Source organism: Paracoccus sp. DMF, from assembly GCF_004407025.1.
GTDB classification, from domain to species: Bacteria; Pseudomonadota; Alphaproteobacteria; order Rhodobacterales; family Rhodobacteraceae; genus Paracoccus; species Paracoccus aminovorans_B.
This window is the reverse complement of sequence record NZ_SOKV02000004.1, coordinates 94,538-117,345: the sequence shown is the minus strand read 5'-3', so window position 1 is coordinate 117,345 and position 22,808 is coordinate 94,538. Positions and strand designations below refer to the sequence as shown.

Genomic DNA, 22,808 nt, shown 5'->3' with positions numbered 1-22,808 from the left:
ATGGCGGGACAAGGCCCCTGGGGCGGCGGCGGCGGAGATGACGGCAAGGGCGGCAAGCAGCCGCCGCAGGGGGGCGACCAGAAGGGCGGTCCGCGCCCCTGGGGCAATGCCGGAGGCAACAACCAGGGCGGCCGCGACGACCGCCCGCAGGGTCCGCGCCGGGGCGAGCAGATCCCCGAGATCGAGGAACTGGTCCGCAAGGGGCAGGACAAGCTGCGCGTGCTGATGGGCGGCAAGGGCGGCGGCGGCGGCCCGCGCGGCACCGGACCGCGCCGTCCCGGCCCGCAGTTCCAGATGAGCCGCGGCACCTGGGGCATCGGCGCGCTGGCCGTGGCCGCGCTCTGGGCCTTCACCAGCTTCTACACCGTGGACGAGGGCCAGCGCTCGGTCGAACTGCTGTTCGGCCGGCCCTATGCGCTTGGCGATCCGGGCCTGAACTTCGCGCCCTGGCCGGTGGTGACCAAGGAACTGGTCCAGGTCTCGGGCGAGCGGGTGACGGAAATCGGCACCGGCCAGGCCGGGCCGAACGACAGCGGGCTGATGCTGACCCGCGACCAGAACATCGTCGACATGCAATATCAGGTGGTCTGGAACGTCTCGGACCCCGAGAAATTCCTGTTCAACCTGGCCGATCCCGACGACACCATCCGCGCCGTGGCGGAATCGGCCATGCGCGACATCGTGGCGCGGTCGGAACTGGCGCCGATCCTGAACCGCGACCGCGAGCAGATCCGGGCCGAGCTGGAGCGCGCCGCGCAGGGCACGCTGGATTCCTACGACTCCGGCGTCAACATCGTCCGGGTCAACCTGGCGCGCGCCGACCCGCCGCGCGAGGTGATCGACAGCTTCCGCGAGGTGCAGGCCGCCCAGCAGGAACGCGACCGGCTGGAGAAAGAGGCCGACGCCTATGCCAACCGGGTGCTGGCCAATGCGCGCGGCGAAGCCGCCGCCGTGGTCGAGCGCGCCGAGGCCTATCGCGCCGAGGCCGTGAACAATGCCGAGGGCGAGGCCGCGCGCTTCAACTCGGTCTATGACGAATATGTCAAGGCGCCCGAGGTGACGCGGCGCCGGATGTATCTGGAAACCATGGAGAAAGTTCTGGGCCAGGCGAACAAGGTCATCATCGACGGCGAGGCCGGGCAGGGCGTCGTGCCCTATCTGCCGCTCGACCAGCTGCGCAGCGGCGCCACCGGCAATGCCGGCAGCAACAATGGCACCAACAACGGGGGGAACCAGTGATGAACCGTGCAATCTCTGTCCTGGTCCTGCCGTTCCTGGTCGTCATCGCGGTGATCGTGGCGGCCTCGGTCTATATCGTCGACGTGCGCGAAAAGGCCCTGGTGCTGCGCTTTGGCGAGGTGGTCGAGGTGCGCGAGAACCCCGGCCTCGGCATCAAGGTGCCCTTCATCGACAGCGTGGTGCGCTATGATGCCCGCATCCTCGGCCTGCCGACCCGGCCGATGGAGGTGACGCCCCTGGACGACCGCCGGCTGGTGGTCGATGCCTTTGCCCGCTGGCAGGTGCTCGACGCGCAGAAGCTCTATCAGGCGACCGAGGGCCGCGGCCTGCCCCGCGCGCAGGAACGGCTGGATTCGATCATCAACGACGTGATCCGCCGCGTGCTGGGCTCGGTGCCCTCGACCACCGTGCTGTCGGACGACCGCACCGCGCTGATGAACCGCATCCGCGACGGCGCGCGCGGCGAGGCCGAGGCGCTGGGGATCCGCGTCATCGACGTGCGCCTGACCCGCACCGACCTGCCCGAGCAGAACCTGACCGCGACCTATGCCCGGATGCGGGCCGAGCGCGAGCGCGAGGCCGCCGACGAGATCGCCCGCGGCGGCGAGGCGGCGCAGCGCGTCCGTGCCGCCGCCGACCGCACCGTGGTCGAGCTGACCTCGGAGGCCCGCAAGCGCGCCGAGGTGGTTCGCGGCGAGGCCGACGCCCGCCGCAACGCCATCTATGCCGATGCCTTTGGCCGCGATCCCGAGTTCTTTGCCTTCACCCGCTCCATGACCTCCTATGAGCGGGCGCTGAAGGGCGAGAACAGCTCGCTGGTGATCAAGCCCGATGGCGAGTTCTTCGACTATCTGCGCAACGACGGTTCCGACCGCGCCAACCCGGTGCCGACCCCGGCCCCGGCCGCACCCTCGGCCTCGGCCGAGCCGGCGACCGGCGCCGCCGCCGAGGATACGGTCGCCCCGACCGAGACCACGCGCGAGGGCGAGCCGCTGGGCGCGAGCTCGGGCGTCACGCTGACGCCGATGCCCGAGGCGCTGTCGAGCCCGCCGCAGCAGGAACCGGCCGTGCCGGCGAACTGACCGCGGCACGCGACGAAAACGGAAAAGGCGGGACGCATCGCTCTGCGCCCCGCCTTTTTTCATGCGCCGTCGCCCGGACTAGCGGGTCTCGGCCAGCAGGCCGGCGCGGCGGGCCTCATCCTCGGTCACCTCGCGCTGCCATTCGCGCCAGATCGAGACCAGCAGCGCCATCAGCACCGGCCCGACGAACAGCCCGACGATGCCCATGGTCTTGACCCCGCCGACGAGGCCGAAGAACGTCGGCAGGAAGGGCAGCTTCACCGGCCCGCCGACCAGCACCGGCCGGATGGTCTTGTCCACCACGAACAGCTCGCAGGTGCCCCAGATGAACAGCGCCGCGCCCTGCACCGGCGAGCCGCTGGCGACCAGATAGGCCGAGACCAGCGTGAAGCACAAAGGCGCACCCCCCGGGATCAGCGCCATGAAGCCGGTGATGACGCCGAAGGTCACCGGCGAGGGCACGCCGGCCAGCCAATAGGCGGTGCCCAGGATCACCCCCTCGCCGATGGCGATCAGCGTCATGCCGGTCACGGTCGAGCTGATCGTCGCCGGCACCACGCGCGACAGCCGGCTCCAGCGGTCGGGCAGGATGCGGCGGCCGATATGGTCGACCTGGGCCACGAACTTGTCGCCGTCGCGATACAGCACGAAGAGCGTGATCAGCATGAAGAGCAGCGTCAGCGCCAGGTGGAACGCCAGCGAGCCCGCCGTCACCGCGCCGCGATAGATCGCGCCGATGTTCGAGCCCGAGACCAGCTGCACGATTTCCGAGATGCCGCCGGGCCGGCCGATATAGGTGTGCCAGTTCTCGTCCAGCCAGTCGCCGACCTGCGGCAGCTGGACCATCCAGCCCGGCGTCGGCGCGCCGGTGGAATTGACCATGATCGCCCAGTTGATCCAGTCGCGCAGCTCGCGGAAGGCATAGATCAGCGCCATGGCGATGGGCACGACCAGGAAGCAGACCAGCACCAGCACCAGGGCCGTCGCGGCCCAGGTGCGCCCGACACGCGCCACCGCCCGCTCGCGCAGCGGCCAGCTGGCCAGCGCGATCACCATCGCCGCCAGCACCGGCACCAGGAAGCCGTGGAAGAAATAGATCGAGGCCGCGACGATCGCCAGCAACAGCCAGCGCGCCGCCGAGATATTGGTCACCAGCGGCGGCCGGTGCAGGCGCAGCCCGGTCTGGCGCGGCGCCTGGGCGGGGTGGGGTGCGGTCTGGGGGCTTGGCTCTGGGCCTGTGGTCATCGTCTCCGGTCCTGTCCGGCGCCGCGCGGACGCATCTTGGCGCAACGAGATAACAGAACGCCCGCCGCTGCAAGCCGGAATGCCGTCCCGGCCGGGTCAAGCCTGCCGCGCAGGCATGTCGGGGGCGTGACAGCCGCGGCCGGCACGGCTAGGATCGCCGCGACCAAGGGGAGCCCCGGCAAGGGGCTGAGAGATCGCTGGCAAGGGCAAGCCCCGCGCGGCGCGGTGACCCTTCGAACCTGATCCGGATCATGCCGGCGAAGGGATGGCCAGTCCGTGCGCCTGCCTGATGCCGGCCCCACCCCGGGGCCATCCCGGCCCCGCCCCAAGCCAGGAGGGCAGGATGCCCCAGACCTTCTTTGAAACCCTGCGCGACGAATGCGCCGCCGATTGGCAGGCCGCGACCGGCCATCGCTTCGTGCACGAGTTGCTGGCCGGCCGCATCGGGGATGCGGTCATGGCGCGCTATCTTGTGCAGGACCACCGTTTCCTCGATGCTTTCCTGACGCTGCTCGGTGCCGCCATCGCCAGCGCCGACCGCTTCGAATCGCGGCTGCGCTTCGGCCGCTTCGCCGGTATGGTTTCAAGCGACGAGAACGACTATTTCCTGCGCGCCTTCGCCGCCCTGGGCGTCTCGGAGGCCGAGCGCGCCGCCATTCCCGACAGCGCGCCCACGCAGGGCTTCCAGGCCATCTTGCGCGAGGCTGCCGCGACCCGCTCTTATCCAGCGGTGCTGGCGGTGCTGAACGTGGCCGAGGGGCTTTACCTCGACTGGGCCATGCAGGCCGAGACCCTGCCGGAAAACTTCGTCCATGCCGAATGGATCACGCTGCACGACAATGCGTTCTTCCGCGATTTCGTGGCCTTCCTGCGCGCCGAGCTGGACCGCACCGGCCCGGCCGAGGCCGCGCAGGTGCGCGACTTCTTTCGCCGCGCCGCCCGGCTGGAAGTCGAATTTTTCGATGATGCCTATGAGGCTTAGTGTCTAATCCTCGATGATTTCGAAGGGGGGCGGCTCGCGCGGCGGGCCGCCTTCGCGATAGTCCAGCACGATTCGCGCCAGCGCGGCCGGCGCCAGGTTCTCGCTGCTGTGGCGCAGCTCGGGCAGGCTCCACCAGCGGAATTCGCGGATCAGGCCGGCCTCGGGCGCGTCCTGCACCACGGGCCGGAACTCCGGCGTCTCGATCAGGAAGTAATGCTCGGATTGGCGCCAGCGCGCCTGCGGCAAGGGCAGGGTAAAGCGGCGGCGCCAGACCAGCGGGCCGAAGGCGGGCAGGGCAAAGCCCAGCTCCTCGCGCAGTTCGCGGCGCAGCGTCGCCTCGGGCGTCTCGCCGGGCTCGGCGCCGCCGCCCGGGGTGATCCACCAGTCGCCGGTGCCATAGTCGACGCGCATCAGCAGCACCCGGTCCTCGGGCGTCAGCAGAATGGCCCGCATGGCCTGGCGGTCGATGATGCGCATGGCCCCCTCCGATCACGAAAAAGCCCCGGCGCGGCAAGGGCCGGCCGGGGCGATCGCGGCCGCTCGCGGCCTATTCGTCGTCCGAATCCGCCACGTCGGCGATGTCGTCCAGCGACACGTCGCCGTCGTCATCGTCGTCGTCCAGCAGATCGTCGTCCAGATCCCCGGAATCGGCGTCGTCGTCCAGATCCTCGTCATCGACGAGATCGGTCTGATCCTCGTCGCGCGCGGCGGTCTTTTCCGAGATCAGCGAGCGCGAGCGGCCATTCGTCAGGCTTTCCGCCGTGAAAGAGGCGCCGCAGGCCGGGCAGGTCATCGGATCGTTCGTCAGGTCGTAGAAGCGCGTGGCGCAATGGGGGCAAAGGCGTTTCGTGCCCCATTCCTCTTTGGGCATGGTATTCTCTTTCTGCCGCGTTCAGGTAAATCCGCTGTCCCCTGCCATAGCCAGAAGGGGCTGTCAAAGGCTTTTCCCCTTGCGTCGGGACGGCGGCGCGGTGGAAATATGGGCCGAAAGGCAGGGCACCGCAAGATGCAGGCAGGCAAGGACAGGATTTGGGTCGGCGGCGACATCCCGGTGACGCTGCGCCGCTCGTCCCGGGCGCGGCGCATGACGTTGCGCGTGGCACGGGCGGGGGGCGAGGTGGTGCTGACCCTGCCCAGCCGCGCCAGCCTGCGCGACGGCCAGGCCTTTGCCGAGTCGCGGGCCGAATGGCTGCGCCAGGTCCGCGCCGACATGCCGGCGCTGCAACTGGTCGCGCATGGCGTCCAGCTGCCCGTCGAGGGCGTGCCGCGCCTGATCCGCCCGGCCGAGACCCGCCGCGTCGAGCTGACCGCCGACCTGCTGCTGGTGCCGCAGGGCCGGCCGCCAGGGGTGGTCGTCGAGGCCTGGCTCAAACACCTCGCGCAGGCGCGGCTGATCGCCGCCTGCGACCGCCACGCGGCCCGGCTGGGGCGGCCGTTCCGGGCGCTGGCGCTGCGCGACACCCGCTCGCGCTGGGGCAGCTGCACCCATGACGGCCGGCTGATGTTTTCCTGGCGCCTGGCCATGGCGCCGCCCGAAGTGCTGGACTATGTCGCCGCGCATGAGGTCGCGCATCTGGCGCATATGGACCACTCGCCCGCCTTCTGGGCCGCGACCGAACGGCTGCTGCCCGGCCATGCCCGCCACCGCGCCTGGCTGCGCCGCCACGGCCACGAGCTGCTGGCCTGGCGTTTCCGCATCTGACGGATTGACGCCGCGCGCATTTGTGATCACAGAGATGGCATGACAGTGACGCGCAATTCGGAAACCGCCGCGCATGAGCGGCTTTATCGCAGCCTTCGCCAGCGCATCATGCTGGGCGAATTGCCGCCCGGCCTGCCGATGACGCTGCGCGGCATCGCGGCCGAGCACCGCGTCTCGATGACCCCCGCGCGCGAGGCGGTGCGGCGCCTGGTCGCCGAAGGGGCGCTGACGCTTTCCTCCTCGGGCCGCATCACCACGCCGGAACTCTCGGTCGAGCGCATCGAGGAACTCGCCGCCCTGCGCGGCCTGATCGAGCCCGAACTTGCCGCCCGGGCGCTGCCCCGCGCCCACCAGGCGCTGATCGAGCGCATGGCCATCATCAACGCCGCCATCGGCGAGGCGGCCGAAAGCCATGACGGCGTCACCTATATCCGCACCAACCTGGAATTCCACCGCATCCTCTACCTGCGCGCCCAGGCGCCGGCGATGCTGGCCATTGTCGAGACGGTCTGGCTGCAGCTCGGCCCGACGATGCGGGCGCTCTATGGCCGGGTCAAGCGCCACGAGCCGCCGCGCCACCACCGCATGATCCTGGCCTCGCTGCGCGCCGGCGACGAACCCGGCCTGCGGCTTGCCGTGCGTGCCGACGTGACCCACGGGCTGCGCCACCTCTCGGCCAGCTGACGCGACCTCTGGCTTTCTCTGTTTGCCAAATACCCGAACCGGCCGCGACCCAAGCCGCCGCCGCTGCCGATCTCTCGCCATAAAACAGAAACGCCGCACCCGGGGGGCACGGCGCCAGTCACGTTCCGTTTTCCAATTACCCAAACCCGGCGGCTCAGACCTCCTCGATGCGCAACTCCACCGGCTCGCCGGCAATGACGCCGGTCTTCGGCAGCGCCTCGATGGCATGGTCGATGGCCTCGGGCGTGGTCTTGTGGGTCACGATCAGCACCGGGGCGACGCCGGCGGTCTGCTGGTGGCCGTATTGCCGCATGCGGTCGATCGAGATGCCGGAATCGCCCAGCACCGTGGCAACCTTGGCCAGCGCCCCCGGCTTGTCGGTCAGCGCCAGCCGGATGTAATAGGCGGCGGGCACCGCGGTCCGCGCCGGCTGCGGCCGGGCCAGCGCCGAGGCCGGCTGGCCGAAGCTCGGCATGCGCACGCCGCGCGCGATCTCGACCACGTCGGACATGACGGCGCTGGCGGTCGGACCCTCGCCGGCGCCGGCACCGCGCAAGACGATCTGGCCGACCGAGTCGCCCTCGATCACCACCATGTTGGTGCCGCCCTGCAATTGCCCCAAGGGGCTATCGGCGGGCACCAGGCAGGGCGACATGCGCTGCTCCAGCCCGCGCCCGGTCATCTGCGCCACGCCCAGCAGCTTGATGCGATAGCCCATGTCAGCGGCGCGGCGGATGTCGTCGATGCTGACCCGCTCGATGCCCTCGATCTCGACCGCGTCGAAGCTGGGGCGGGTGCCGAAGGCGATGGCGGCCAGGATCGCCAGCTTATGGCTGGCGTCGATGCCGCCCACGTCCAGCGTCGGATCGGCCTCCAGATAGCCCAGCTGCCGCGCCTCCTCGAACACCGTCTCATAGGGCAGTCCGGCGCTTTCCATCCGGGTCAGGATATAGTTGCAGGTGCCGTTCATCACCCCCATGACGCGGCGGATCTCGTTGCCGGCCAGCGACTCGGTCATCGCCTTGATCACCGGGATGCCGCCGGCGACGGCCGCCTCGAAGCGGATCACCCGGCCATGCGCCTCGGCCAGCTCCGCCAGCTCCTGGCCGTGGATCGCCAGCAGCGCCTTGTTGGCGGTCACCACGTCCTTGCCGGCCTTCAGCGCCGCCGTCACCGCTTCGCGCGCGACGCCCTCGTCGCCGCCGATCAGCTCGACGAAAACGTCCACATCCTCGCGCAGCGCCAGCGCCCGGGCGTCCTCCTCCCAGCCATAGGAAGACAGGTCCGCGTCGCGGTTCTTCAGCCGGTCGCGGGCGCAGACCGCGGCGATGGCGATGGGCCGGCCGGCGCGCTGGGACAGCAGCGCGGCGTGCTTCTGGATGATCTTGACGGTGCCGATGCCGACGGTCCCCAGACCTGCGATACCAAGACGGAGCGGCGAGGCGTTTTGCCCCTGGTTCTGGGCGGACATGCGAAACTCTTATCTATGGACGTTGCGGTGTTAGCGGATGCGGCGCGGGCTTGCAACGCAAGGCTTCACGCCTCGTCGTCGCCGGCCCAGCAGCCCGGCTCGCCGGTGGCGCGCATGACGCGCAGCACGCGGCCGCCGGTCTCGACGGTCTGCGCGCGGATGCGCTCCAGGTCGTCGAGCGCCATCGGCACCGGCCGCACCTCGCCCTTGGCGCTGACGAAGGCCGGATGCCAATGCGTCTTGCGCTCGGTCGGCCGCCACGAGGCATGGCAGAGCAGGTTGCGGTAAAGCCGGATCTCGCCCAGCCGGTCGGTGATCTTGTTGCGGTCGCGCAATCCGGGATGGCGGCGCATGGCGGCGTCGAGCTGCTCGATCAGCGTGCCCAGGGAATCGTCGGCCAGGCTGCCCATGCGGGCAAGCCAGGCCTGCAATTCCTCGGACGTCAGGTCGTCGGCCAGCCGGGCACGGTCCAGCGCATAGATGGTGCGCTTGATGATCTCCTCGAGCCAGCCGAAGCTCGCCACGCATTGCCCGAGGCCCGCGGCGAAATCGGCGGGCAGGGTGAAATGCGTCTCGGGCGCGGCGCCTATTCCCGCCATAATGCCGAAACCCAGCCGACCGGGCGCAGGTAATGGCGCAGGTGCTTGCCCAGGCTCTCGCGCCGGCGGCCGTCGAAGGCGGCGCGCAGATGGTCCAGGGGCGCACGATGCTGGTCCTTGTCGCTCCAGCGGCCCAGGATGGCATCGGGCGGGTTCAGGTCGCCCGGAAAGATCACGATGCGCGTCCCCGCCGGCACCCGCGCCGCGCGGACATAGTTCAGCGGGAAATTCGGCACGCAATGCATGCGGAAATGCGCGAGCCAACCCTTGGGCCAGAACTTCACCCCACCCGGCGCATTGCGGGTGACGAAGCGCTGCTCATAGCGGAACTTGTCGGCGGCGGCCTGCGGATCGGCGCGAAAGATGTCCTGCAGGGGCTTCAGCTTGCCGACGCGCATGCGATAGACCGAGGTCTGGCCCATCTTCTCGAAGGGCGTGTTGGGGTTCAGCCCCAGCACGGTATCGTCGGGATCGCCAAAGGCGAAGAAATCGTCGAGGCTGCCGGTCACGATCACGTCGAGGTCCAGGAACAGCACCACGCCCTGCACGTCGCCCAGATCGCCCCACAGCCGGGACTTCGGCCATTTGCCCTTGGTATTGACCGGCGCCTGGTAGTCGAACTCGGGCAGCGGCCGCACGGCGATGTCGGGATGCAGGCCGGCGCCGTCGTCGGTAAAGCAGTACAGCCGGAACGGCGGCGTGATGTTCCGCGCCACCATGGCATGCAGCCGGTTCACGAACTCGGGCCCGAATTTCGTGCCCCATTTGATGCAGATGACCTGCTTGACCGTGCCGTTGCGCCCGTCGTCCATGCCCGCCTCGCGTTTTGCCCGCGACATTCGCACGCAGGCCGCACGGCGGCAAGCCTCACAGGATCTTCTGCAGCAGCACCAGGTCCAGCCAGCGCCCGAACTTGCGCCCGGATTCGGGCAGATAGCCCACGCGCTGGAAGCCGATGGCCTCGTGAAAGCCGATGCCGCCGGCATTGGCGGCATCGACGGCCGCGACCATGGTATGGGCGCCGCGCGCCCGGGCGTGATCCTCGATCGCCGCCATCAGCGCCCGGCCGACACCACGCCCGCGCGCCCCGGGCGCCAGCAGGACGGTATGTTCCATGGCATGGATATAGCCCAGCCCGCCGCGGAACTGGTCATAGGTGGCGATGCCCAGCACCGCGCCCGCCGCCTCGGCCACCAGCATCTCGCGCCCGGCGGCGCGGCGGGTGGCGATCATCGCCCCCAGGCTCTCGACCGTGCGCTCCTCGCTGGAGAAGATCGTCGTGGTCTCGCGGATGATCGGGTTCCAGAAATCCAGGATGGCGGGAATGTCGCGGGTTTCGGCGGGGCGGATGATCATGCGGGCTCCATCGGGGAACCGGCCGCAAATCGCGCGGCGGCCAGCCTTCTTTGTTGTAGAAATACCCATGCGACGGCGACCGCAAGGGCCGCCGTGCGCCGCCCTAGGCTGCCCGGGCCGCCCGGATCAGCGACAGGATGTCCTTCGCCGCCGCCGGGATGTTGGTCCCCGGCCCGAAGATCGCCTTCACCCCGGCCTTCTTCAGGAAATCGTAATCCTGCTGCGGGATCACGCCGCCGCAGATCACCAGGATGTCGCCGGCGCCCTGGTCCTTCAGCGCCGCGATCAGCTTCGGCGCCAGGGTCTTGTGGCCCGCCGCCTGCGAGGAGATCCCGATTACATGCACGTCGTTGTCGATGGCGTCCTGCGCGGCTTCCTCGGGGGTCTGGAACAGCGGTCCCACGTCCACGTCGAAGCCGATGTCGGCAAAGGCGGTGGCGATGACCTTGGCACCGCGGTCATGGCCGTCCTGTCCCATCTTCACCACCAGCATGCGGGGCCGACGGCCCTCTTCCTCGGCGAATGCCTCGACGTCGCGCTGGATCTGCGCGAAATCCGCGTCGCCCTCATAGGCCGCCCCGTAAACCCCTGCCAAAGTCTTCACCTCCGCCCTGTGGCGCCCGAAAGTGCCCTCCATCGCCAGACTGATCTCGCCCACGCTGGCCCGCGCGCGGGCGCATTCGACCGCCGCCTCCAGCAGGTTGCCGCCCTCGACCGTGCGCCGGCCCAGCTCCAGCAGCGCCGCGTCGCAGGCCGCCTGGTCGCGGGTGGCGCGGATGCGCTCCAGCCGGGCGATCTGGGCCTCGCGCACCTTCATGTTGTCGATGTCGAGGATGTCGAGCGGCTCTTCCTTGGCCAGCCGATACTTGTTCACGCCGACGACCACCTCGTCGCCGCGGTCGATCATCGCCTGGCGCCGCGCCGCCGATTCCTCGATGCGCAGCTTCGGCATGCCCGAGGCGACGGCCTTGGTCATGCCGCCCATCGCCTCGACCTCCTCGATCAGCGCCCAGGCTTCCTCGGCCAGCCGTGCGGTCAGGGTCTCGATGTAATAGCTGCCCGCCAGCGGATCGACGACATGGGTGATGCCGGTTTCCTCTTGCAGGATCAGCTGGGTATTGCGCGCGATGCGGGCGCTGAATTCGGTCGGCAGCGCGATCGCCTCGTCCAGCGCGTTGGTGTGCAGCGACTGCGTGCCGCCCAGCACCGCCGCCATCGCCTCGTAAGCCGTGCGGATCACGTTGTTATAGGGGTCCTGTTCCTGCAAGGACACGCCCGAGGTCTGGCAATGCGTGCGCAGCATCAGCGAGGATGCCTTCTTCGGCTCGAATTCCTTCATGATCCGGGTCCAGAGCAGCCGCGCGGCGCGCAGCTTCGCGACCTCCATGAAGAAGTTCATGCCGATGGCAAAGAAGAAGCTCAGCCGCCCGGCGAAATCGTCGACATTCATGCCGGTCTTCAGCGCGGCGCGGACATATTCGCGCCCGTCGGCCAGGGTATAGGCCAGCTCCTGCACCAGGTTGGCGCCCGCCTCCTGCATGTGATAGCCCGAGATCGAGATCGAGTTGAAGCGCGGCATCTCTTTCGAGGTGTATTCGATGATGTCGGCGATGATGCGCATCGAGGGTTCGGGCGGATAGATATAGGTGTTCCGCACCATGAACTCTTTCAGGATGTCGTTCTGGATCGTGCCCGACAGCACGGCGCGGGAATGCCCCTGTTCCTCGCCCGCGACGATGAAATTCGCCAGGATCGGGATCACCGCCCCGTTCATCGTCATCGAGACCGAGACCTTGTCCAGCGGGATGCCATCGAACAGGATCTTCATGTCCTCGACCGAATCGATGGCGACGCCGGCCTTGCCCACGTCGCCCTCGACGCGCGGATGGTCGCTGTCATAGCCGCGGTGCGTGGCCAGGTCGAAGGCCACCGAAACCCCCTGCTGCCCGGCCGCCAGGTTGCGGCGATAGAAGGCGTTCGATTCCTCGGCGGTCGAGAAGCCGGCGTATTGCCGGATCGTCCAGGGCCGGCCGGCATACATGGTCGCGCGCGGCCCACGGGTAAAGGGCTCGAGCCCGGGCAGGCTGCCCAGATGCGCCAGGCCCTCGGTGTCGGCCTGGGTATAGAGCGGCTTGACCTCGATCCCCTCCAGCGTGTGCCAGTTCAGGCTGTCGGGATCGGCGCCCTTCAACTCCTTGCTGGCGAGATTGCGCCATGTCTCCAGGTCGGCTTTGCTGCTTTCGCTCATCTTGCATCCTTTCCCATGGCCCGCCGCGCCCTATATGAAAGGGGGAACGGGGGCGCGATGAAACTGAAACGGTTGATAATTCTGGCTGTGGTGCCGCTTCTGGCGGCGATGGGACCGAAACCCGAGGGCGAGGCCGACGGCCACCGGCCATATGTGCGCGGCGAGGTGCCGGCGGCGCGCGACGGCGCGCCCGCGCCCGGCGGGCCGCTGACCGGCACCGCCGCGCAGGCCCTGACCGTGCTGCCGGCATCCGAGGCCGATCCGGCGGAATTCCTGTGGCAGGCCCGGCCGGTGGTGATCTTTGCCGATACCGCGGCCGACCCGGCCTTCATCCGGCAGCTGGCCGACCTGCAGGCCGATCCGGCGCCGCTGCTGGCGCGCGACGTGGTCGTCGTGACCGACACCGACCCGGCGGCGGCCAGCCCCTGGCGTCGGCAGCTGCGCCCGGAAGGCTTTTCGCTGGTGCTGCTGGACAAGGACGGCCAGGTCAAGCAGCGTAAGCCCGCGCCCTGGTCCGTGCGCGAGATTTCCCGCGCCATCGACAAGTTCCCGCTGCGCCGGCGCGAGATCGGCCGCGCGGCAGTGCCGTGAGATACTGCGAAAATCGAGGCATTTCTTTGTGCGATAATCGCAACGACTTCGTTGCGGCCCGGCCCCCGAGCCATTATCTTGGGAACAGGGCAGCCGCGCTGCCCGCTGCCAAGGAGGCCCGCCATGTCGAATTCGCCCCTGCCGCGCGTGACGGAACGCCCGGACGCGCCCAAACCGCCCCGGCTGGACTCGGCTACCGAACAGCTGGTCGAACGGCTGCGCAGCGCCCGCACCGCGAATGAAATGGCCGAGATCGTCGGATTGAAGCCCATCAAAGGTCGCTCCGGTCCGAAGATCGCTTATTGAGCCGCTGGCGCAGCTCGGCCAGCTCGCCCGGAAGGCTGCCGGCCAGACCAGCGATCTGGGCCTGACGCGCGGCCAGAGCCGCGGCGCTTTCCCGCTCCAGCATCTGCCGCAGGGCAGCCTCGCCGAAGAACACGCTGGTCATCAACAGGCGCACGGCCTCTTGTCCGCTTTCCAGCGCCGATTCGGTCAGTTCCAGGTAATCCGCGAACATCTCGACGGCACGCGCCTGGTCCTTTTCGGCCTGCTCCCGCATCGCCTCGGCGAATGAGGCCATGATCGACAGCTGCCGGTAATAGGTCACCACCGGGTCGATGACATCGGCCGGCAGGATATGCACCTCTTCGATGATCGCGGTGAAGATGCGGTCGTTCGCCTGCGCCGGGATGAAGGGGAACCGGCCGCTTTCGCGCAGCCGGGCCAGCAGGGCGGCGGCGCCCTCGGCATCCAGCCGCTGGCTTTCCAGCGCCACGACATGGGCGCGGATCTCGGCCAGCAGGGCGCGCTGCACGTCGCTGACCCGCTCGACCCGCAGGATGCGGGCGCGGCGGCGGTTCAGCCAGTCATCGACGGGCCGGGCCAGCATCGCCACGACGGCGGCGACCAGCGCCGCCACCACCGTGGGATTGAGGATGCTGCCCGTGCCCTGGAACATGGATCACTCGAATTCCATGATCACGTCATCGACCTTGAGGCTTTCGCCGGCCGAGGCGTTGACGGATTTCACCACGCCGCGCCGCTCGGCGCGCAGGATGTTTTCCATCTTCATCGCCTCGACGGTGGCCAGCGCCTGGCCTTCCTGCACCTCGTCGCCGGCGGCCACGTTCACCTTGACCACCAGCCCGGGCATCGGACAGAGCAGGAATTTCGAGGTGTCCGGCGGCAGCTTCTCGGGCATCAGCCGCGCCAGTTCGGCGGCACGCGGACGGCGGACATAGGTTTTCAGGTCCGCGCCGCGCACCCGCAGCCGAAAGCCCGAGGGCAGGCGGTCCACCTTCAGAACCAGCGGGCTGCCGTCGACCGACAGCCGCGCCAGCGATTGCCCGGGCAGCCAGTCGCTTTCGACGCGCAGCTTGCGGCCGGCGATCTCGACGGTCGAGCCCTGCTTGTCGGCGGTGATGCGCACCGGGAATTCCTGGCCCGCGACCGTCACCACCCAATGCTCGCCGACATGGCGCTCGTGGTTGTCGAGCCGGCCCGAGATGCGGGTGCGCCGGATCTCGGCCACGCGATGCATGGCCGCGACCGAGGCGGCGATGCGCTGGATCTCGGCCTCGGGTAGGGTCGCGCCCAGGAAGCCCTCGGGATATTCCTCGGCGATGAAGGCGGTGGAAATATCGCCCGAGACGAATTTCGGATGGTCCATCACCGCCGACAGGAACGGCAGGTTGTGGCCGATGCCCTCGACCTCGAACTCGTCCAGCGCCAGCCGCATCTGCTCGATGGCGGCCTCGCGGGTCGGCGCCCAGGTGCAGAGCTTGGCGATCATCGGGTCGTAATACATGCTGATCTCGCCGCCCTCATAGACGCCGGTATCGTTCCTGACCCCCGCAGCGGCGGCCGGAGGATGGTCGCCCGGCCGCGCCGGCACCCAGCGGTCGGCGTCGAGCAGCGGCCCGGCCGCCGTCTCGGCCGGCGGGCGATAGCGGGTCAACCGGCCGATCGAGGGCAGGAAGTTGCGATAGGGGTCCTCGGCGTAAAGCCGGCTTTCGATGGCCCAGCCGTTGATCGTCAGGTCGTCCTGGGCAAAGGGCAGCGGCTCGCCATTCGCGACGCGGATCATCTGCTCGACCAGGTCGACGCCGGTGATCAGTTCGGTCACCGGATGTTCGACCTGCAGCCGGGTGTTCATTTCCAGGAAATAGAAGTTCTTATCGGCATCGACGATGAATTCGACCGTGCCGGCGCTGGTATAGCCGACGGCCTTGGCCAGCGCGCAGGCCTGCTCGCCCATGGCCTTGCGCGTCGCCGCGTCCAGGAAGGGCGAGGGTGCTTCTTCGATGACCTTCTGGTTGCGGCGCTGGATCGAGCATTCGCGCTCGTGCAGATAGACGCAATTGCCGTGCTTGTCGGCCAGCACCTGGATCTCGATATGCCGGGGCTGGGTCACGAATTTCTCGATGAAGATGCGGTCGTCGCCGAAGCTGTTCGCGGCCTCGTTCTTCGAGGATTCGAAACCCTCGCGCGCCTCCTGGTCGTTCCAGGCGATGCGCATGCCCTTGCCGCCGCCGCCGGCGCTGGCCTTGATCATCACCGGATAGCCGATCTGGTTCGAGATCTTCACCGCCTCCTCGGCATCGGCGATCAGGCCCATATAGCCCGGAACCGTGCTGACCCCGGCTTCCTGCGCCAGCTTCTTCGAGGTGATCTTGTCGCCCATGGCCTCGATGGCCGGGCTGGGCGGGCCGACGAAGATGACGCCTTCCTTCTCCAGCGCCTCGGCGAATTTCATGTTCTCGGACAGGAAGCCATAGCCCGGATGCACCGCCTCGGCGCCGGTCTGGCGGATGGCGTCCATGATCCTGTCGATGACGATATAGGACTGGTTCGCCGGCGGTGGGCCGATATGGATGGCCTCGTCCGCCATCTTGACATGCAGCGCGTTGCGGTCGGCATCGGAGTAGACCGCGACGGTCTGGATGCCCATCTTTTTCGCGGTCTTGATGACGCGGCAGGCGATCTCGCCCCGGTTGGCGATCAGGATTTTCTTGAACATGCTGGTTTCCCCTGGGGCAGGTGCCGAACGTAAGAAAGCCGCCCCGGCACGATGCCGGGACGGCCAGAAAGGAAGGCGTCGCCGCGATGCGGCGGCGTATCAGTAGCTGCGATAGCGCGGCTGGGTCGGCTGGCAGAGACGCACGTCGTCGCACAGCGCGCCGGCGACGGCGCCGATGGCCGCGCCCTTGGCGACGTCATGGCCGCCGACATGGGCGACGGTCGCGCCGACGCCCGCGCCGATGAGGCCGCGGTCCATGTCGGTCGGATTGATGTTCTGGGTGCAGCCGGCCAGGCCCAGGAGGCCCAGACCGACGACGAGAGCGAGTTTTTTCGACATGCGAAATTCTCCGGGATGCGGGCCGCGCGCGGGCTGTCACCCGCGCAAGCGGCCCCGGTGGAATCAGTAGCCGCGCGACTGGCAGACGCCGGCGTCGTCGCAAAGCGCGCCGCCCGCCGCGCCGATGAGCGCACCGGTGCCCACGTCGCCGTCGATGATCTTGGCGACGGCCGCACCGGCCAGGGCGCCCCCGGCCGCGCGCTGCGCGTCGGGCGAGATGCCGCTGCCGTAGCCCTGGTCGCAGGCGGCCAGGCCGCCGACCAGCAGAAGGGCGCCCGAAAGACGGAGGATGACGGATTTTTGCATAGTTCTTTGCCTGTATTATGGACCCGCTGACGGGCCGTTTGCGATAGGGGTGCGGCCAATATTGCACGCGCCCGTTTCGGAAGAAACTGACAACGGTGTGAAAACACTAGGCTACGCGGCAATCCGCCCATCGCTCCGGCCGGCATCAGGCTCCGTCCTCGTCGATGTCGTCCTCGTCCCAATCGGCCTCGTCGTCCCAGTCGAATTCCGGCGCCTCGGCGGCGAAAAGCTCGGGGAATCCGGCCTCGGCGCGCTTCATGTCGACGCGCAGCAATTGCTCGTAATCGGTCGGGTCCAGCCTGCCGACGGCCACGACCTCGCGGCCCAGAAGCCAGGACAGCCGGCCGGCGTCCAGGTTGCCGCGCTGAAAGGGCTCGTCGCCGAAATGCGCGATCAGCGCCGCCAGGAAGGCGGTGTCGGCGCGCTTGTCGACGGGTTTGCGGTCGCGGAACCGCTCGCGCCGGACCAAGGGCGTTGCGCCCTTCTTGTTGGCGCGGCGGATGATGAACTGGAAATCGGTGCCCGGAAGACGGCCCGGAAAGCCGCGATGCTTCAGCATGTCTTGCCCCCTTTGTCGGTGGTGACGCGCGGGGGCGGGCAGGGGCGCGGTTGGCGCGGGCCGCCTGGCAGCCCGCGCGCGGCGAATGGCTCAGTTGGCGCCGTATTTGCCTTGATACACCGGCTCGGGCTGAACGGCGACCGGGGTGATGACTTCCGGCTCTTTCTTGGCGCAAGCGGCGGCCAGGCCGACGAGGACGAGGGCCAGAACAAGTTTCTTCGACATGGTGTCGTGCTCCTGTAGGGCGGGACGCGGCGGTCCCGACTGCTCGGTTGAGATTCGGTCGCATGGCGCGGCCGTGCGCGCATGATAGCCAGCACCTGCACGGCCCGACAGGCGCAGCCAAGCCCCGCGGGCGCGGGCGCGGCCGGCTGTGGCCCGCGTGCATCAGGGCGCAAGGGCTTGAAATGGCGCATCACCACGGCTCCCATTCGCAGGCGTCGCGGTCCTTGGGCAGGCGGAAGGCCTCGAAGAGCTGCACCACTTCGGGGTCGTAGGCGCCGAAGGCGGTTTCCTTGCTGGCCAGGCTGATGATGATCTGTTCGGGACGCGGGGCCGGGCTGGCGATGCGGGGCAGGGCCCAGTTCTCGCACAGCCAGACGATGTCGAGATGGATCGGGTCCTCGGCCAGAACATCGGGGGCGGCCGGCAGCACCGGCTGCTCCAGCAGGGCGTCGGCGTCCTCCTCGGCCCCCGTTTCAGCTCCGGTTTCGGCCCCCGCTTCGGCGACCATCTCGGCCTCGGCCTCCAGCGTGGCGGGCTCTCCGCTGACCTCGCCGCTTTCGGTGTCGATGTCGATGGGGCCGCGCCCCTCGGCATCCTCGAAATCCGAGGCCGGGCCGCTGGTCGCCGGCACGCGCTGCGCCAGGTCCGGCATCACGAAGCGAAAGCGATAGGTCAGGCCCAGCCCGCCGGAACTGTCGTGCCGGGTTTCCTGCCAGGTCACCCTGGCGCCCGAGGGCAGCACGATCTCGGCCGGCCCGCCAGCCGCCGCCGCCCCGCCCGCCACCAGGGCAGGGGGGATCAGCGCCAGGCAGATCGCCGCCAGTCTCGACATGGTTCCTCCCTCGGGTCCGGCCGGTTACAGCGGGATATTGTCGTGCTTTTTCCAGGGGTTCGACAGCTTCTTGCCGCGCAGGCTGGCGAAGGCCCGCGCCACGCGGCGCCGGGTCGAGCGCGGCTGGATCACCTCGTCGATGAAGCCCTTTTCGGCGGCGACGAAGGGATTGGCGAAGCGGTCCTCGTAATCCTTGGTGCGGGCGCCGATCTTCCCGGCATCGCCAAGCTCGCTGCGATACAGGATCTCGACCGCGCCCTTGGCGCCCATCACCGCGATCTCGGCCGTGGGCCAGGCATAGTTGAAATCGCCGCGCAGGTGCTTCGAGGCCATGACGTCATAGGCGCCGCCATAGGCCTTGCGGGTGATGACCGTGACCTTCGGCACCGTCGCCTCGCCATAGGCGAACAGCAGCTTCGCGCCGTGCTTGATGACGCCGCCATATTCCTGGCCGGTGCCCGGCAGGAAGCCCGGCACATCGACGAAGGTCAGGATCGGGATCTCGAAGGCGTCGCAGAAGCGCACGAAACGCGCCGCCTTGCGCGAGCTGTCGATGTCGAGGCAGCCCGCCAGCACCATCGGCTGGTTGGCGACCACGCCCACGGTCTGGCCCTCGATGCGGATGAAGCCGGTGATGATATTGGCGGCGAAATCCTTCTGGATCTCGTAGAAATCGCCCTCGTCCGCGACCTTCAGGATCAGCTCCTTCATGTCGTAGGGCTGGTTCGGGTTGTCGGGGATCAGCGTGTCGAGGCTGGGCTCGATGCGGTTCGGGTCGTCGAAGAACGGCCGGGTCGGCGCCTTTTCGCGGTTGTTCAGCGGCAGCAGATCGACCAGCCGGCGGATCTCGGTCATCGCCTCGACGTCGTTCTCGAAGGCGCCGTCGGCGACCGAGGATTTCTTGGTATGGGTCGAGGCGCCGCCCAGCTGCTCGGCGGTCACCACCTCATTCGTCACCGTCTTGACCACGTCCGGGCCGGTCACGAACATATAGGAGGTGTCCTTGACCATGAAGATGAAGTCGGTCATCGCCGGCGAATAGACCGCGCCGCCGGCGCAGGGGCCCATGATGACGCTGATCTGCGGCACCACGCCCGAGGCCATGATGTTGCGCTGGAACACGTCCGCGTAACCGGCGAGGCTGGCGACGCCTTCCTGGATGCGCGCGCCGCCGGAATCGTTCAGCCCGATCACCGGGGCGCCGTTCTGCACCGCCATGTCCATGATCTTGCAGATCTTCTGCGCATGGGTTTCCGACAGCGAGCCGCCGAAGACGGTGAAGTCCTGCGAAAACACATAAACCATGCGGCCATTGATCGTGCCCCAGCCGGTGACGACGCCGTCGCCATAGGGCCGGTCGTCCTCCATGCCGAAATCGGTCGAGCGGTGGCGGACGAACATGTCGAATTCCTCGAAGGAACCCTCGTCCAGCAGCAGTTCCAGCCGCTCGCGCGCGGTCAGCTTGCCGCGGGCGTGCTGGGCGTCGATGCGCCGCTGCCCGCCGCCCAGCCGCGCGTCGCGGCGGCGCGATTCCAGCTCGCCAAGGATGTCCTTCATCAGCCGTCTCCCTTTCGGTTTGCGGGCAGACTATCGGCTTGCTGCCGGCCAAGAAAGCAGAAAGCCGAATATTTGCAAACTATGCTAGCAAACTTCGCTGCAAATGGATTAAGTTGCAAAACGGCGCCGCACCCGCCAAATCTCTTGACGCCGCGCGGGGCAGGGGCCATGCCGCTGCCATGGGACTCGTGATCGATATTCCGGCCATCGTGGCCAACTGGAAGGCGCTGGCGGCCAAGGCCCCCGGCGCGAGTGCTGCGGCCGTCGTCAAGGCGGATGCCTATGGTCTGGGCGCGGCGCAGGTCGCGCCGGCGCTGTATCAGGCGGGCGCGCGGGATTTCTTCGTCGCGCTGGCCGGCGAGGGCCGCGAGATCCGGCCGCTCTTGCCCGACGATGCGCGTATCTTCGTGCTCTCGGGCCATATGGAGGGCGAGGATCTGGCGGGCCTGATCCCGCTGCTGAACAGCCCCGAGCAATTCTTCCGCGACCGCGCGCTGCGTCCCGGCGGGCCTTTCGGCATCCAGCTCGACAGCGGCATGAACCGGCTGGGCTTCGAGCCCGGCGAATGGGCCGCCGTGCGCGCCGAGGCGCTGGCCGCGGGCCCGCAGCTGATCATGTCGCACCTGGCCTGCGCCGATGAGCCCGATCACCCGGCCAATGCCCAGCAACTGGCGGCCTTCCGCACCATGACCGAGGGTTGCGGCGTGCCGCGCTCGCTGGCGGCGACGGGCGGCATCCTGCTGGGACCGGACTATCATTTCGACCTGGTGCGGCCCGGCATCGGGCTTTACGGCGGCGAGCCGTTCCTGGATGCGCAGCCGGTGGTGACGCTGGCGCTGCCGGTGATCCACACCCGCGAGGTCAAGCCGGGCGAGTCGGTCGGCTATGGCTACAGCTGGACCGCCGAGCGGCCCGCGCGCATCGCCACGCTGGCGGCGGGCTATGCCGACGGGCTGGCGCGGGCGCTGGCGCGCGAGGGCAAGCTGACGCTCTGGGCCGGCGAGCATGCCGTGCCGGTCGTCGGCCGCATCTCGATGGACCTGATCACCGCCGACGTGACCGGGCTGCCCTTCGTCCCCGAGGCGCTGGAGATCCTGAACGCCCGCCAGGGCGTCGATGCGGTGGCGGCGCTGTCGGGCACCATCGGCTATGAGATCCTGACCTCGCTCGGCCGGCGCTACGCGCGGACGTATCGGTGAACCCAATCCGACTGACCGGCCGTGCCGCCATTGGCCTGACCCGCGCCATCGGCCGGGTCACGCTGTTCGCGGCGCGCGGCCTCGCCCGCGGCGCCCGGCACCCGGCGGAACTGGCGCGGCAGCTTCTGCATCTGGGCTGGCTGTCGCTGCCGGTCGTCGGGCTGACGGCGCTCTTCACCGGCGCGGCGCTGGCCCTGCAGATCCATTCCGGCGGCGAGCGGTTCCAGGCCGGCGACGTGGTCCCGGCCATCGTCGCCATCGGCATGGCGCGCGAGCTTGGCCCGGTGCTGGGCGGGCTGATGGTCGCGGCCCGCGTCGCCAGCGCCATTGCGGCGGAACTCGGCACCATGCGCGTGACCGAGCAGATCGACGCGCTGGTCACGCTCTCGACCGACCCGGTGGCCTGGCTGGTCTCGCCCCGGCTTTGGGCGGGGGTGCTGTGCGTGCCGCTGCTGGTGGGCGTGGGCGACGTCATCGGCATCATGGGCGGCTGGCTGATCGGGGTGAACGCGCTGGGGTTCAACTCGACCACCTATCTGGCGAATTCCTGGGCCTATCTGGAAAGCTGGGACGTGGTCTCGGGGCTGCTGAAGGGCGCGGTTTTCGGGCTGATCGTGGCGCTGTCGGGCTGCTGGTTCGGCATGACGGCGGGCGGCGGCGCGGCGGGCGTGGGCCGGGCGACGACCAGCGCCGTGGTCGCGGCCTCGGTCGGGATCCTGGCCGCGAATTTCGCGCTGACGGGGCTGTTCTTCTGATGCTGGCGGTGCGCGGCCTGTGCAAGAGTTTCGGTGCCAAGCGGGTGCTGGACCGCGTGGACCTGGACCTGGCCGAGGGCGAAAGCCTGGTGGTGATCGGCGGCTCGGGCACCGGGAAATCGGTGCTCTTGCGCTGCATCCTGGGGCTCGAGGCGCCGGATGCCGGTTCCATCATGTGGAATGGCGCGCCGATCGGCCCGGGTTTCATGGACGCCTTCGGCATGCTGTTCCAGAATGCGGCGCTGTTCGACAGCCTGCCGGTCTGGCGCAATGTCGCCTTTCGGCTGCTGCGCACCATGCCGAAGGCGCAGGCGCGCGCCATCGCCCTCGAAAAGCTCGCCCGCGTCGGCCTGGGCCCCGAGGTCGCCGACCTCTACCCCGCCGCGCTGTCGGGCGGCATGAGGAAGCGCGCGGGGCTGGCCCGCGCCATCGCCGCCGACCCGCGGGTGATCTTCTTCGACGAGCCGACGACCGGCCTCGACCCGATCCGCGCCGCGACCATCAACGCGCTGATCCGCGACATCGTCGATGAGACCGGCGCGACGGCGATCACCATCACCCATGACATGAGCTCGGTCCGCGCCATCGCCGACCGGGTGGCGCTCTTGGACCAGGGCCGGCTGCGCTGGCAGGGCGGCGTGGCCGAAATGGACGCGGCCCCCGACGACTATCTGCGCGACTTCATCGCCGGCCGGCCCCGGCCGATGGCGCGGGCGCCGCAGCCGTGACGGCCTTTTTTCCGCCGAACGCCGGGCAAATGGCGGTTATCGGGACGGCCCCCCTTGTGCGAATCCCGCGCAGTTGCAACCATGGGTTAC

Annotated in this window: 26 protein-coding genes and 1 riboswitch; of the genes, 10 read left to right on the top strand and 16 right to left on the bottom strand. The window is 69.0% G+C overall.

Going from position 1 to position 22,808, the window contains the following annotated elements:
- Both hflK and hflC read left to right on the top strand, forming a co-directional pair.
- A complete protein-coding gene (gene hflK / locus E3D03_RS03675; protein ID WP_263565861.1) occupies window positions 1-1,239 on the top strand; it encodes an FtsH protease activity modulator HflK in 1,239 nt (412 codons plus the stop codon).
- Window positions 1,239-2,321: a protease modulator HflC gene (hflC, locus tag E3D03_RS03670; RefSeq protein ID WP_263565860.1), complete on the top strand. Its 1,083-nt coding sequence runs from the start codon at window positions 1,239-1,241 to the stop codon at window positions 2,319-2,321. The genes hflK and hflC overlap by 1 nt, the downstream gene beginning before the upstream one ends.
- A gap of 78 nt (window positions 2,322-2,399) precedes the next feature.
- Here hflC and E3D03_RS03665 read toward each other — a convergent pair whose 3' ends face one another.
- A complete protein-coding gene (locus tag E3D03_RS03665) occupies window positions 2,400-3,566 on the bottom strand; it encodes an AI-2E family transporter (protein WP_263565859.1) in 1,167 nt (388 codons plus the stop codon).
- Between the two features lie 156 nt (window positions 3,567-3,722).
- Window positions 3,723-3,849, top strand: a riboswitch (TPP riboswitch).
- A gap of 60 nt (window positions 3,850-3,909) precedes the next feature.
- Between E3D03_RS03665 and E3D03_RS03660 the strand changes: the two genes are divergently transcribed.
- On the top strand, window positions 3,910-4,548 hold the full coding sequence (locus E3D03_RS03660) for a TenA family protein (protein WP_263565858.1): 639 nt from the start codon (window positions 3,910-3,912) through the stop codon (window positions 4,546-4,548).
- Window positions 4,549-4,551: 3 nt separating this feature from the next.
- Here E3D03_RS03660 and E3D03_RS03655 read toward each other — a convergent pair whose 3' ends face one another.
- Window positions 4,552-5,025 carry an NUDIX hydrolase gene (locus tag E3D03_RS03655; protein ID WP_263565857.1) on the bottom strand — a complete coding sequence of 158 codons (474 nt, stop codon included), beginning with the start codon at window positions 5,023-5,025 and terminating at the stop codon, window positions 4,552-4,554.
- A gap of 70 nt (window positions 5,026-5,095) precedes the next feature.
- On the bottom strand, window positions 5,096-5,419 hold the full coding sequence (locus tag E3D03_RS03650) for a TIGR02300 family protein (protein WP_062560495.1): 324 nt from the start codon (window positions 5,417-5,419) through the stop codon (window positions 5,096-5,098).
- A 135-nt stretch (window positions 5,420-5,554) separates the two neighbouring features.
- Between E3D03_RS03650 and E3D03_RS03645 the strand changes: the two genes are divergently transcribed.
- Window positions 5,555-6,250 (top strand): M48 family metallopeptidase, encoded by a 696-nt coding sequence (locus tag E3D03_RS03645; protein WP_263565856.1) that lies wholly within the window; start codon window positions 5,555-5,557, stop codon window positions 6,248-6,250.
- A 39-nt stretch (window positions 6,251-6,289) separates the two neighbouring features.
- The gene (locus E3D03_RS03640; protein WP_263565855.1) at window positions 6,290-6,934 is read left to right on the top strand and encodes a GntR family transcriptional regulator; all 645 of its coding nucleotides are present in this window, start codon (window positions 6,290-6,292) and stop codon (window positions 6,932-6,934) included.
- A gap of 154 nt (window positions 6,935-7,088) precedes the next feature.
- On the opposite strand, the gene E3D03_RS03635 is transcribed toward E3D03_RS03640, so the two are convergent.
- The 5 genes from E3D03_RS03635 to scpA all read right to left on the bottom strand — a co-directional run bounded on the left by E3D03_RS03635 (window position 7,089) and on the right by scpA (window position 12,608).
- Window positions 7,089-8,405, bottom strand: a complete 1,317-nt coding sequence (locus E3D03_RS03635) for a homoserine dehydrogenase (protein WP_263565854.1) — start codon at window positions 8,403-8,405, stop codon at window positions 7,089-7,091.
- Between the two features lie 65 nt (window positions 8,406-8,470).
- The gene (locus tag E3D03_RS03630; RefSeq protein WP_263565853.1) at window positions 8,471-9,004 is read right to left on the bottom strand and encodes a hypothetical protein; all 534 of its coding nucleotides are present in this window, start codon (window positions 9,002-9,004) and stop codon (window positions 8,471-8,473) included.
- Window positions 8,992-9,816: a glycosyl transferase gene (locus tag E3D03_RS03625; protein WP_263565901.1), complete on the bottom strand. Its 825-nt coding sequence runs from the start codon at window positions 9,814-9,816 to the stop codon at window positions 8,992-8,994. The genes E3D03_RS03630 and E3D03_RS03625 overlap by 13 nt, the downstream gene beginning before the upstream one ends.
- Window positions 9,817-9,871: 55 nt before the next feature.
- Window positions 9,872-10,360 (bottom strand): GNAT family N-acetyltransferase, encoded by a 489-nt coding sequence (locus E3D03_RS03620; protein WP_263565852.1) that lies wholly within the window; start codon window positions 10,358-10,360, stop codon window positions 9,872-9,874.
- Window positions 10,361-10,463: 103 nt separating this feature from the next.
- On the bottom strand, window positions 10,464-12,608 hold the full coding sequence (gene scpA / locus E3D03_RS03615) for a methylmalonyl-CoA mutase (protein ID WP_062560501.1): 2,145 nt from the start codon (window positions 12,606-12,608) through the stop codon (window positions 10,464-10,466).
- Window positions 12,609-12,665: 57 nt separating this feature from the next.
- Between scpA and E3D03_RS03610 the strand changes: the two genes are divergently transcribed.
- Window positions 12,666-13,199 carry a DUF4174 domain-containing protein gene (locus E3D03_RS03610; RefSeq protein WP_263565851.1) on the top strand — a complete coding sequence of 178 codons (534 nt, stop codon included), beginning with the start codon at window positions 12,666-12,668 and terminating at the stop codon, window positions 13,197-13,199.
- A 123-nt stretch (window positions 13,200-13,322) separates the two neighbouring features.
- A complete protein-coding gene (locus E3D03_RS03605) occupies window positions 13,323-13,505 on the top strand; it encodes a hypothetical protein (RefSeq protein ID WP_062560503.1) in 183 nt (60 codons plus the stop codon).
- Here the strand turns inward: E3D03_RS03605 and E3D03_RS03600 are convergent.
- The 8 genes from E3D03_RS03600 to E3D03_RS03565 form a co-directional block, all read right to left on the bottom strand.
- Window positions 13,471-14,157, bottom strand: a complete 687-nt coding sequence (locus E3D03_RS03600) for a hypothetical protein (RefSeq protein WP_263565850.1) — start codon at window positions 14,155-14,157, stop codon at window positions 13,471-13,473. The genes E3D03_RS03605 and E3D03_RS03600 overlap by 35 nt on opposite strands.
- 3 nt (window positions 14,158-14,160) lie before the next feature.
- Window positions 14,161-16,218, bottom strand: a complete 2,058-nt coding sequence (locus E3D03_RS03595; protein ID WP_263565849.1) for an acetyl/propionyl/methylcrotonyl-CoA carboxylase subunit alpha — start codon at window positions 16,216-16,218, stop codon at window positions 14,161-14,163.
- A 99-nt stretch (window positions 16,219-16,317) separates the two neighbouring features.
- Window positions 16,318-16,557 (bottom strand): hypothetical protein, encoded by a 240-nt coding sequence (locus tag E3D03_RS03590; protein ID WP_018000390.1) that lies wholly within the window; start codon window positions 16,555-16,557, stop codon window positions 16,318-16,320.
- A 63-nt stretch (window positions 16,558-16,620) separates the two neighbouring features.
- Window positions 16,621-16,863, bottom strand: coding sequence for a hypothetical protein (locus E3D03_RS03585; protein WP_018000391.1), 243 nt, complete (start codon window positions 16,861-16,863; stop codon window positions 16,621-16,623).
- A gap of 145 nt (window positions 16,864-17,008) precedes the next feature.
- Complete coding sequence (locus E3D03_RS03580; protein ID WP_263565848.1) at window positions 17,009-17,422, bottom strand: hypothetical protein; 414 nt, start codon at window positions 17,420-17,422, stop codon at window positions 17,009-17,011.
- 90 nt (window positions 17,423-17,512) lie between these two features.
- Window positions 17,513-17,647, bottom strand: coding sequence for a hypothetical protein (locus E3D03_RS03575; RefSeq protein WP_263565847.1), 135 nt, complete (start codon window positions 17,645-17,647; stop codon window positions 17,513-17,515).
- 190 nt (window positions 17,648-17,837) lie between these two features.
- Complete coding sequence (locus E3D03_RS03570; protein ID WP_263565846.1) at window positions 17,838-18,479, bottom strand: DUF6497 family protein; 642 nt, start codon at window positions 18,477-18,479, stop codon at window positions 17,838-17,840.
- 24 nt (window positions 18,480-18,503) lie between these two features.
- Window positions 18,504-20,036 carry an acyl-CoA carboxylase subunit beta gene (locus E3D03_RS03565; protein WP_018000395.1) on the bottom strand — a complete coding sequence of 511 codons (1,533 nt, stop codon included), beginning with the start codon at window positions 20,034-20,036 and terminating at the stop codon, window positions 18,504-18,506.
- Window positions 20,037-20,215: 179 nt separating this feature from the next.
- Here E3D03_RS03565 and alr point away from each other — a divergent pair, with 179 nt between their 5' ends.
- The 3 genes from alr to E3D03_RS03550 are packed head-to-tail and all read left to right on the top strand — an operon-like array spanning window position 20,216 to window position 22,718.
- The gene (gene alr, locus E3D03_RS03560; RefSeq protein ID WP_263565845.1) at window positions 20,216-21,235 is read left to right on the top strand and encodes an alanine racemase; all 1,020 of its coding nucleotides are present in this window, start codon (window positions 20,216-20,218) and stop codon (window positions 21,233-21,235) included.
- Window positions 21,232-21,990 carry an MlaE family ABC transporter permease gene (locus E3D03_RS03555; protein WP_263565844.1) on the top strand — a complete coding sequence of 253 codons (759 nt, stop codon included), beginning with the start codon at window positions 21,232-21,234 and terminating at the stop codon, window positions 21,988-21,990. Before alr ends, E3D03_RS03555 begins: the two co-directional genes overlap by 4 nt.
- Window positions 21,990-22,718 (top strand): ABC transporter ATP-binding protein, encoded by a 729-nt coding sequence (locus E3D03_RS03550; protein WP_263565843.1) that lies wholly within the window; start codon window positions 21,990-21,992, stop codon window positions 22,716-22,718. Before E3D03_RS03555 ends, E3D03_RS03550 begins: the two co-directional genes overlap by 1 nt.
- Window positions 22,719-22,808: the final 90 nt, after the last annotated feature.

Coding starts and splice junctions, on each gene's coding strand:
- E3D03_RS03605 (WP_062560503.1), top strand. CDS start 13,323: ATGTCGAATTCGCCCCTGCCGCGCGTGACGGAACGCCCGGACGCGCCC.
- E3D03_RS03640 (WP_263565855.1), top strand. CDS start 6,290: ATGACAGTGACGCGCAATTCGGAAACCGCCGCGCATGAGCGGCTTTAT.
- E3D03_RS03575 (WP_263565847.1), bottom strand. CDS start 17,647: ATGTCGAAGAAACTTGTTCTGGCCCTCGTCCTCGTCGGCCTGGCCGCC.
- E3D03_RS03600 (WP_263565850.1), bottom strand. CDS start 14,157: ATGTTCCAGGGCACGGGCAGCATCCTCAATCCCACGGTGGTGGCGGCG.
- E3D03_RS03585 (WP_018000391.1), bottom strand. CDS start 16,863: ATGCAAAAATCCGTCATCCTCCGTCTTTCGGGCGCCCTTCTGCTGGTC.
- E3D03_RS03570 (WP_263565846.1), bottom strand. CDS start 18,479: ATGTCGAGACTGGCGGCGATCTGCCTGGCGCTGATCCCCCCTGCCCTG.
- E3D03_RS03590 (WP_018000390.1), bottom strand. CDS start 16,557: ATGTCGAAAAAACTCGCTCTCGTCGTCGGTCTGGGCCTCCTGGGCCTG.
- E3D03_RS03550 (WP_263565843.1), top strand. CDS start 21,990: ATGCTGGCGGTGCGCGGCCTGTGCAAGAGTTTCGGTGCCAAGCGGGTG.
- E3D03_RS03655 (WP_263565857.1), bottom strand. CDS start 5,025: ATGCGCATCATCGACCGCCAGGCCATGCGGGCCATTCTGCTGACGCCC.
- E3D03_RS03635 (WP_263565854.1), bottom strand. CDS start 8,405: ATGTCCGCCCAGAACCAGGGGCAAAACGCCTCGCCGCTCCGTCTTGGT.
- hflK (WP_263565861.1), top strand. CDS start 1: ATGGCGGGACAAGGCCCCTGGGGCGGCGGCGGCGGAGATGACGGCAAG.
- E3D03_RS03665 (WP_263565859.1), bottom strand. CDS start 3,566: ATGACCACAGGCCCAGAGCCAAGCCCCCAGACCGCACCCCACCCCGCC.
- E3D03_RS03610 (WP_263565851.1), top strand. CDS start 12,666: ATGAAACTGAAACGGTTGATAATTCTGGCTGTGGTGCCGCTTCTGGCG.
- E3D03_RS03620 (WP_263565852.1), bottom strand. CDS start 10,360: ATGATCATCCGCCCCGCCGAAACCCGCGACATTCCCGCCATCCTGGAT.
- E3D03_RS03645 (WP_263565856.1), top strand. CDS start 5,555: ATGCAGGCAGGCAAGGACAGGATTTGGGTCGGCGGCGACATCCCGGTG.
- E3D03_RS03630 (WP_263565853.1), bottom strand. CDS start 9,004: ATGGCGGGAATAGGCGCCGCGCCCGAGACGCATTTCACCCTGCCCGCC.
- E3D03_RS03580 (WP_263565848.1), bottom strand. CDS start 17,422: ATGCTGAAGCATCGCGGCTTTCCGGGCCGTCTTCCGGGCACCGATTTC.
- alr (WP_263565845.1), top strand. CDS start 20,216: ATGGGACTCGTGATCGATATTCCGGCCATCGTGGCCAACTGGAAGGCG.
- E3D03_RS03565 (WP_018000395.1), bottom strand. CDS start 20,036: ATGAAGGACATCCTTGGCGAGCTGGAATCGCGCCGCCGCGACGCGCGG.
- E3D03_RS03595 (WP_263565849.1), bottom strand. CDS start 16,218: ATGTTCAAGAAAATCCTGATCGCCAACCGGGGCGAGATCGCCTGCCGC.
- E3D03_RS03625 (WP_263565901.1), bottom strand. CDS start 9,816: ATGGACGACGGGCGCAACGGCACGGTCAAGCAGGTCATCTGCATCAAA.
- E3D03_RS03650 (WP_062560495.1), bottom strand. CDS start 5,419: ATGCCCAAAGAGGAATGGGGCACGAAACGCCTTTGCCCCCATTGCGCC.
- E3D03_RS03660 (WP_263565858.1), top strand. CDS start 3,910: ATGCCCCAGACCTTCTTTGAAACCCTGCGCGACGAATGCGCCGCCGAT.
- hflC (WP_263565860.1), top strand. CDS start 1,239: ATGAACCGTGCAATCTCTGTCCTGGTCCTGCCGTTCCTGGTCGTCATC.
- scpA (WP_062560501.1), bottom strand. CDS start 12,608: ATGAGCGAAAGCAGCAAAGCCGACCTGGAGACATGGCGCAATCTCGCC.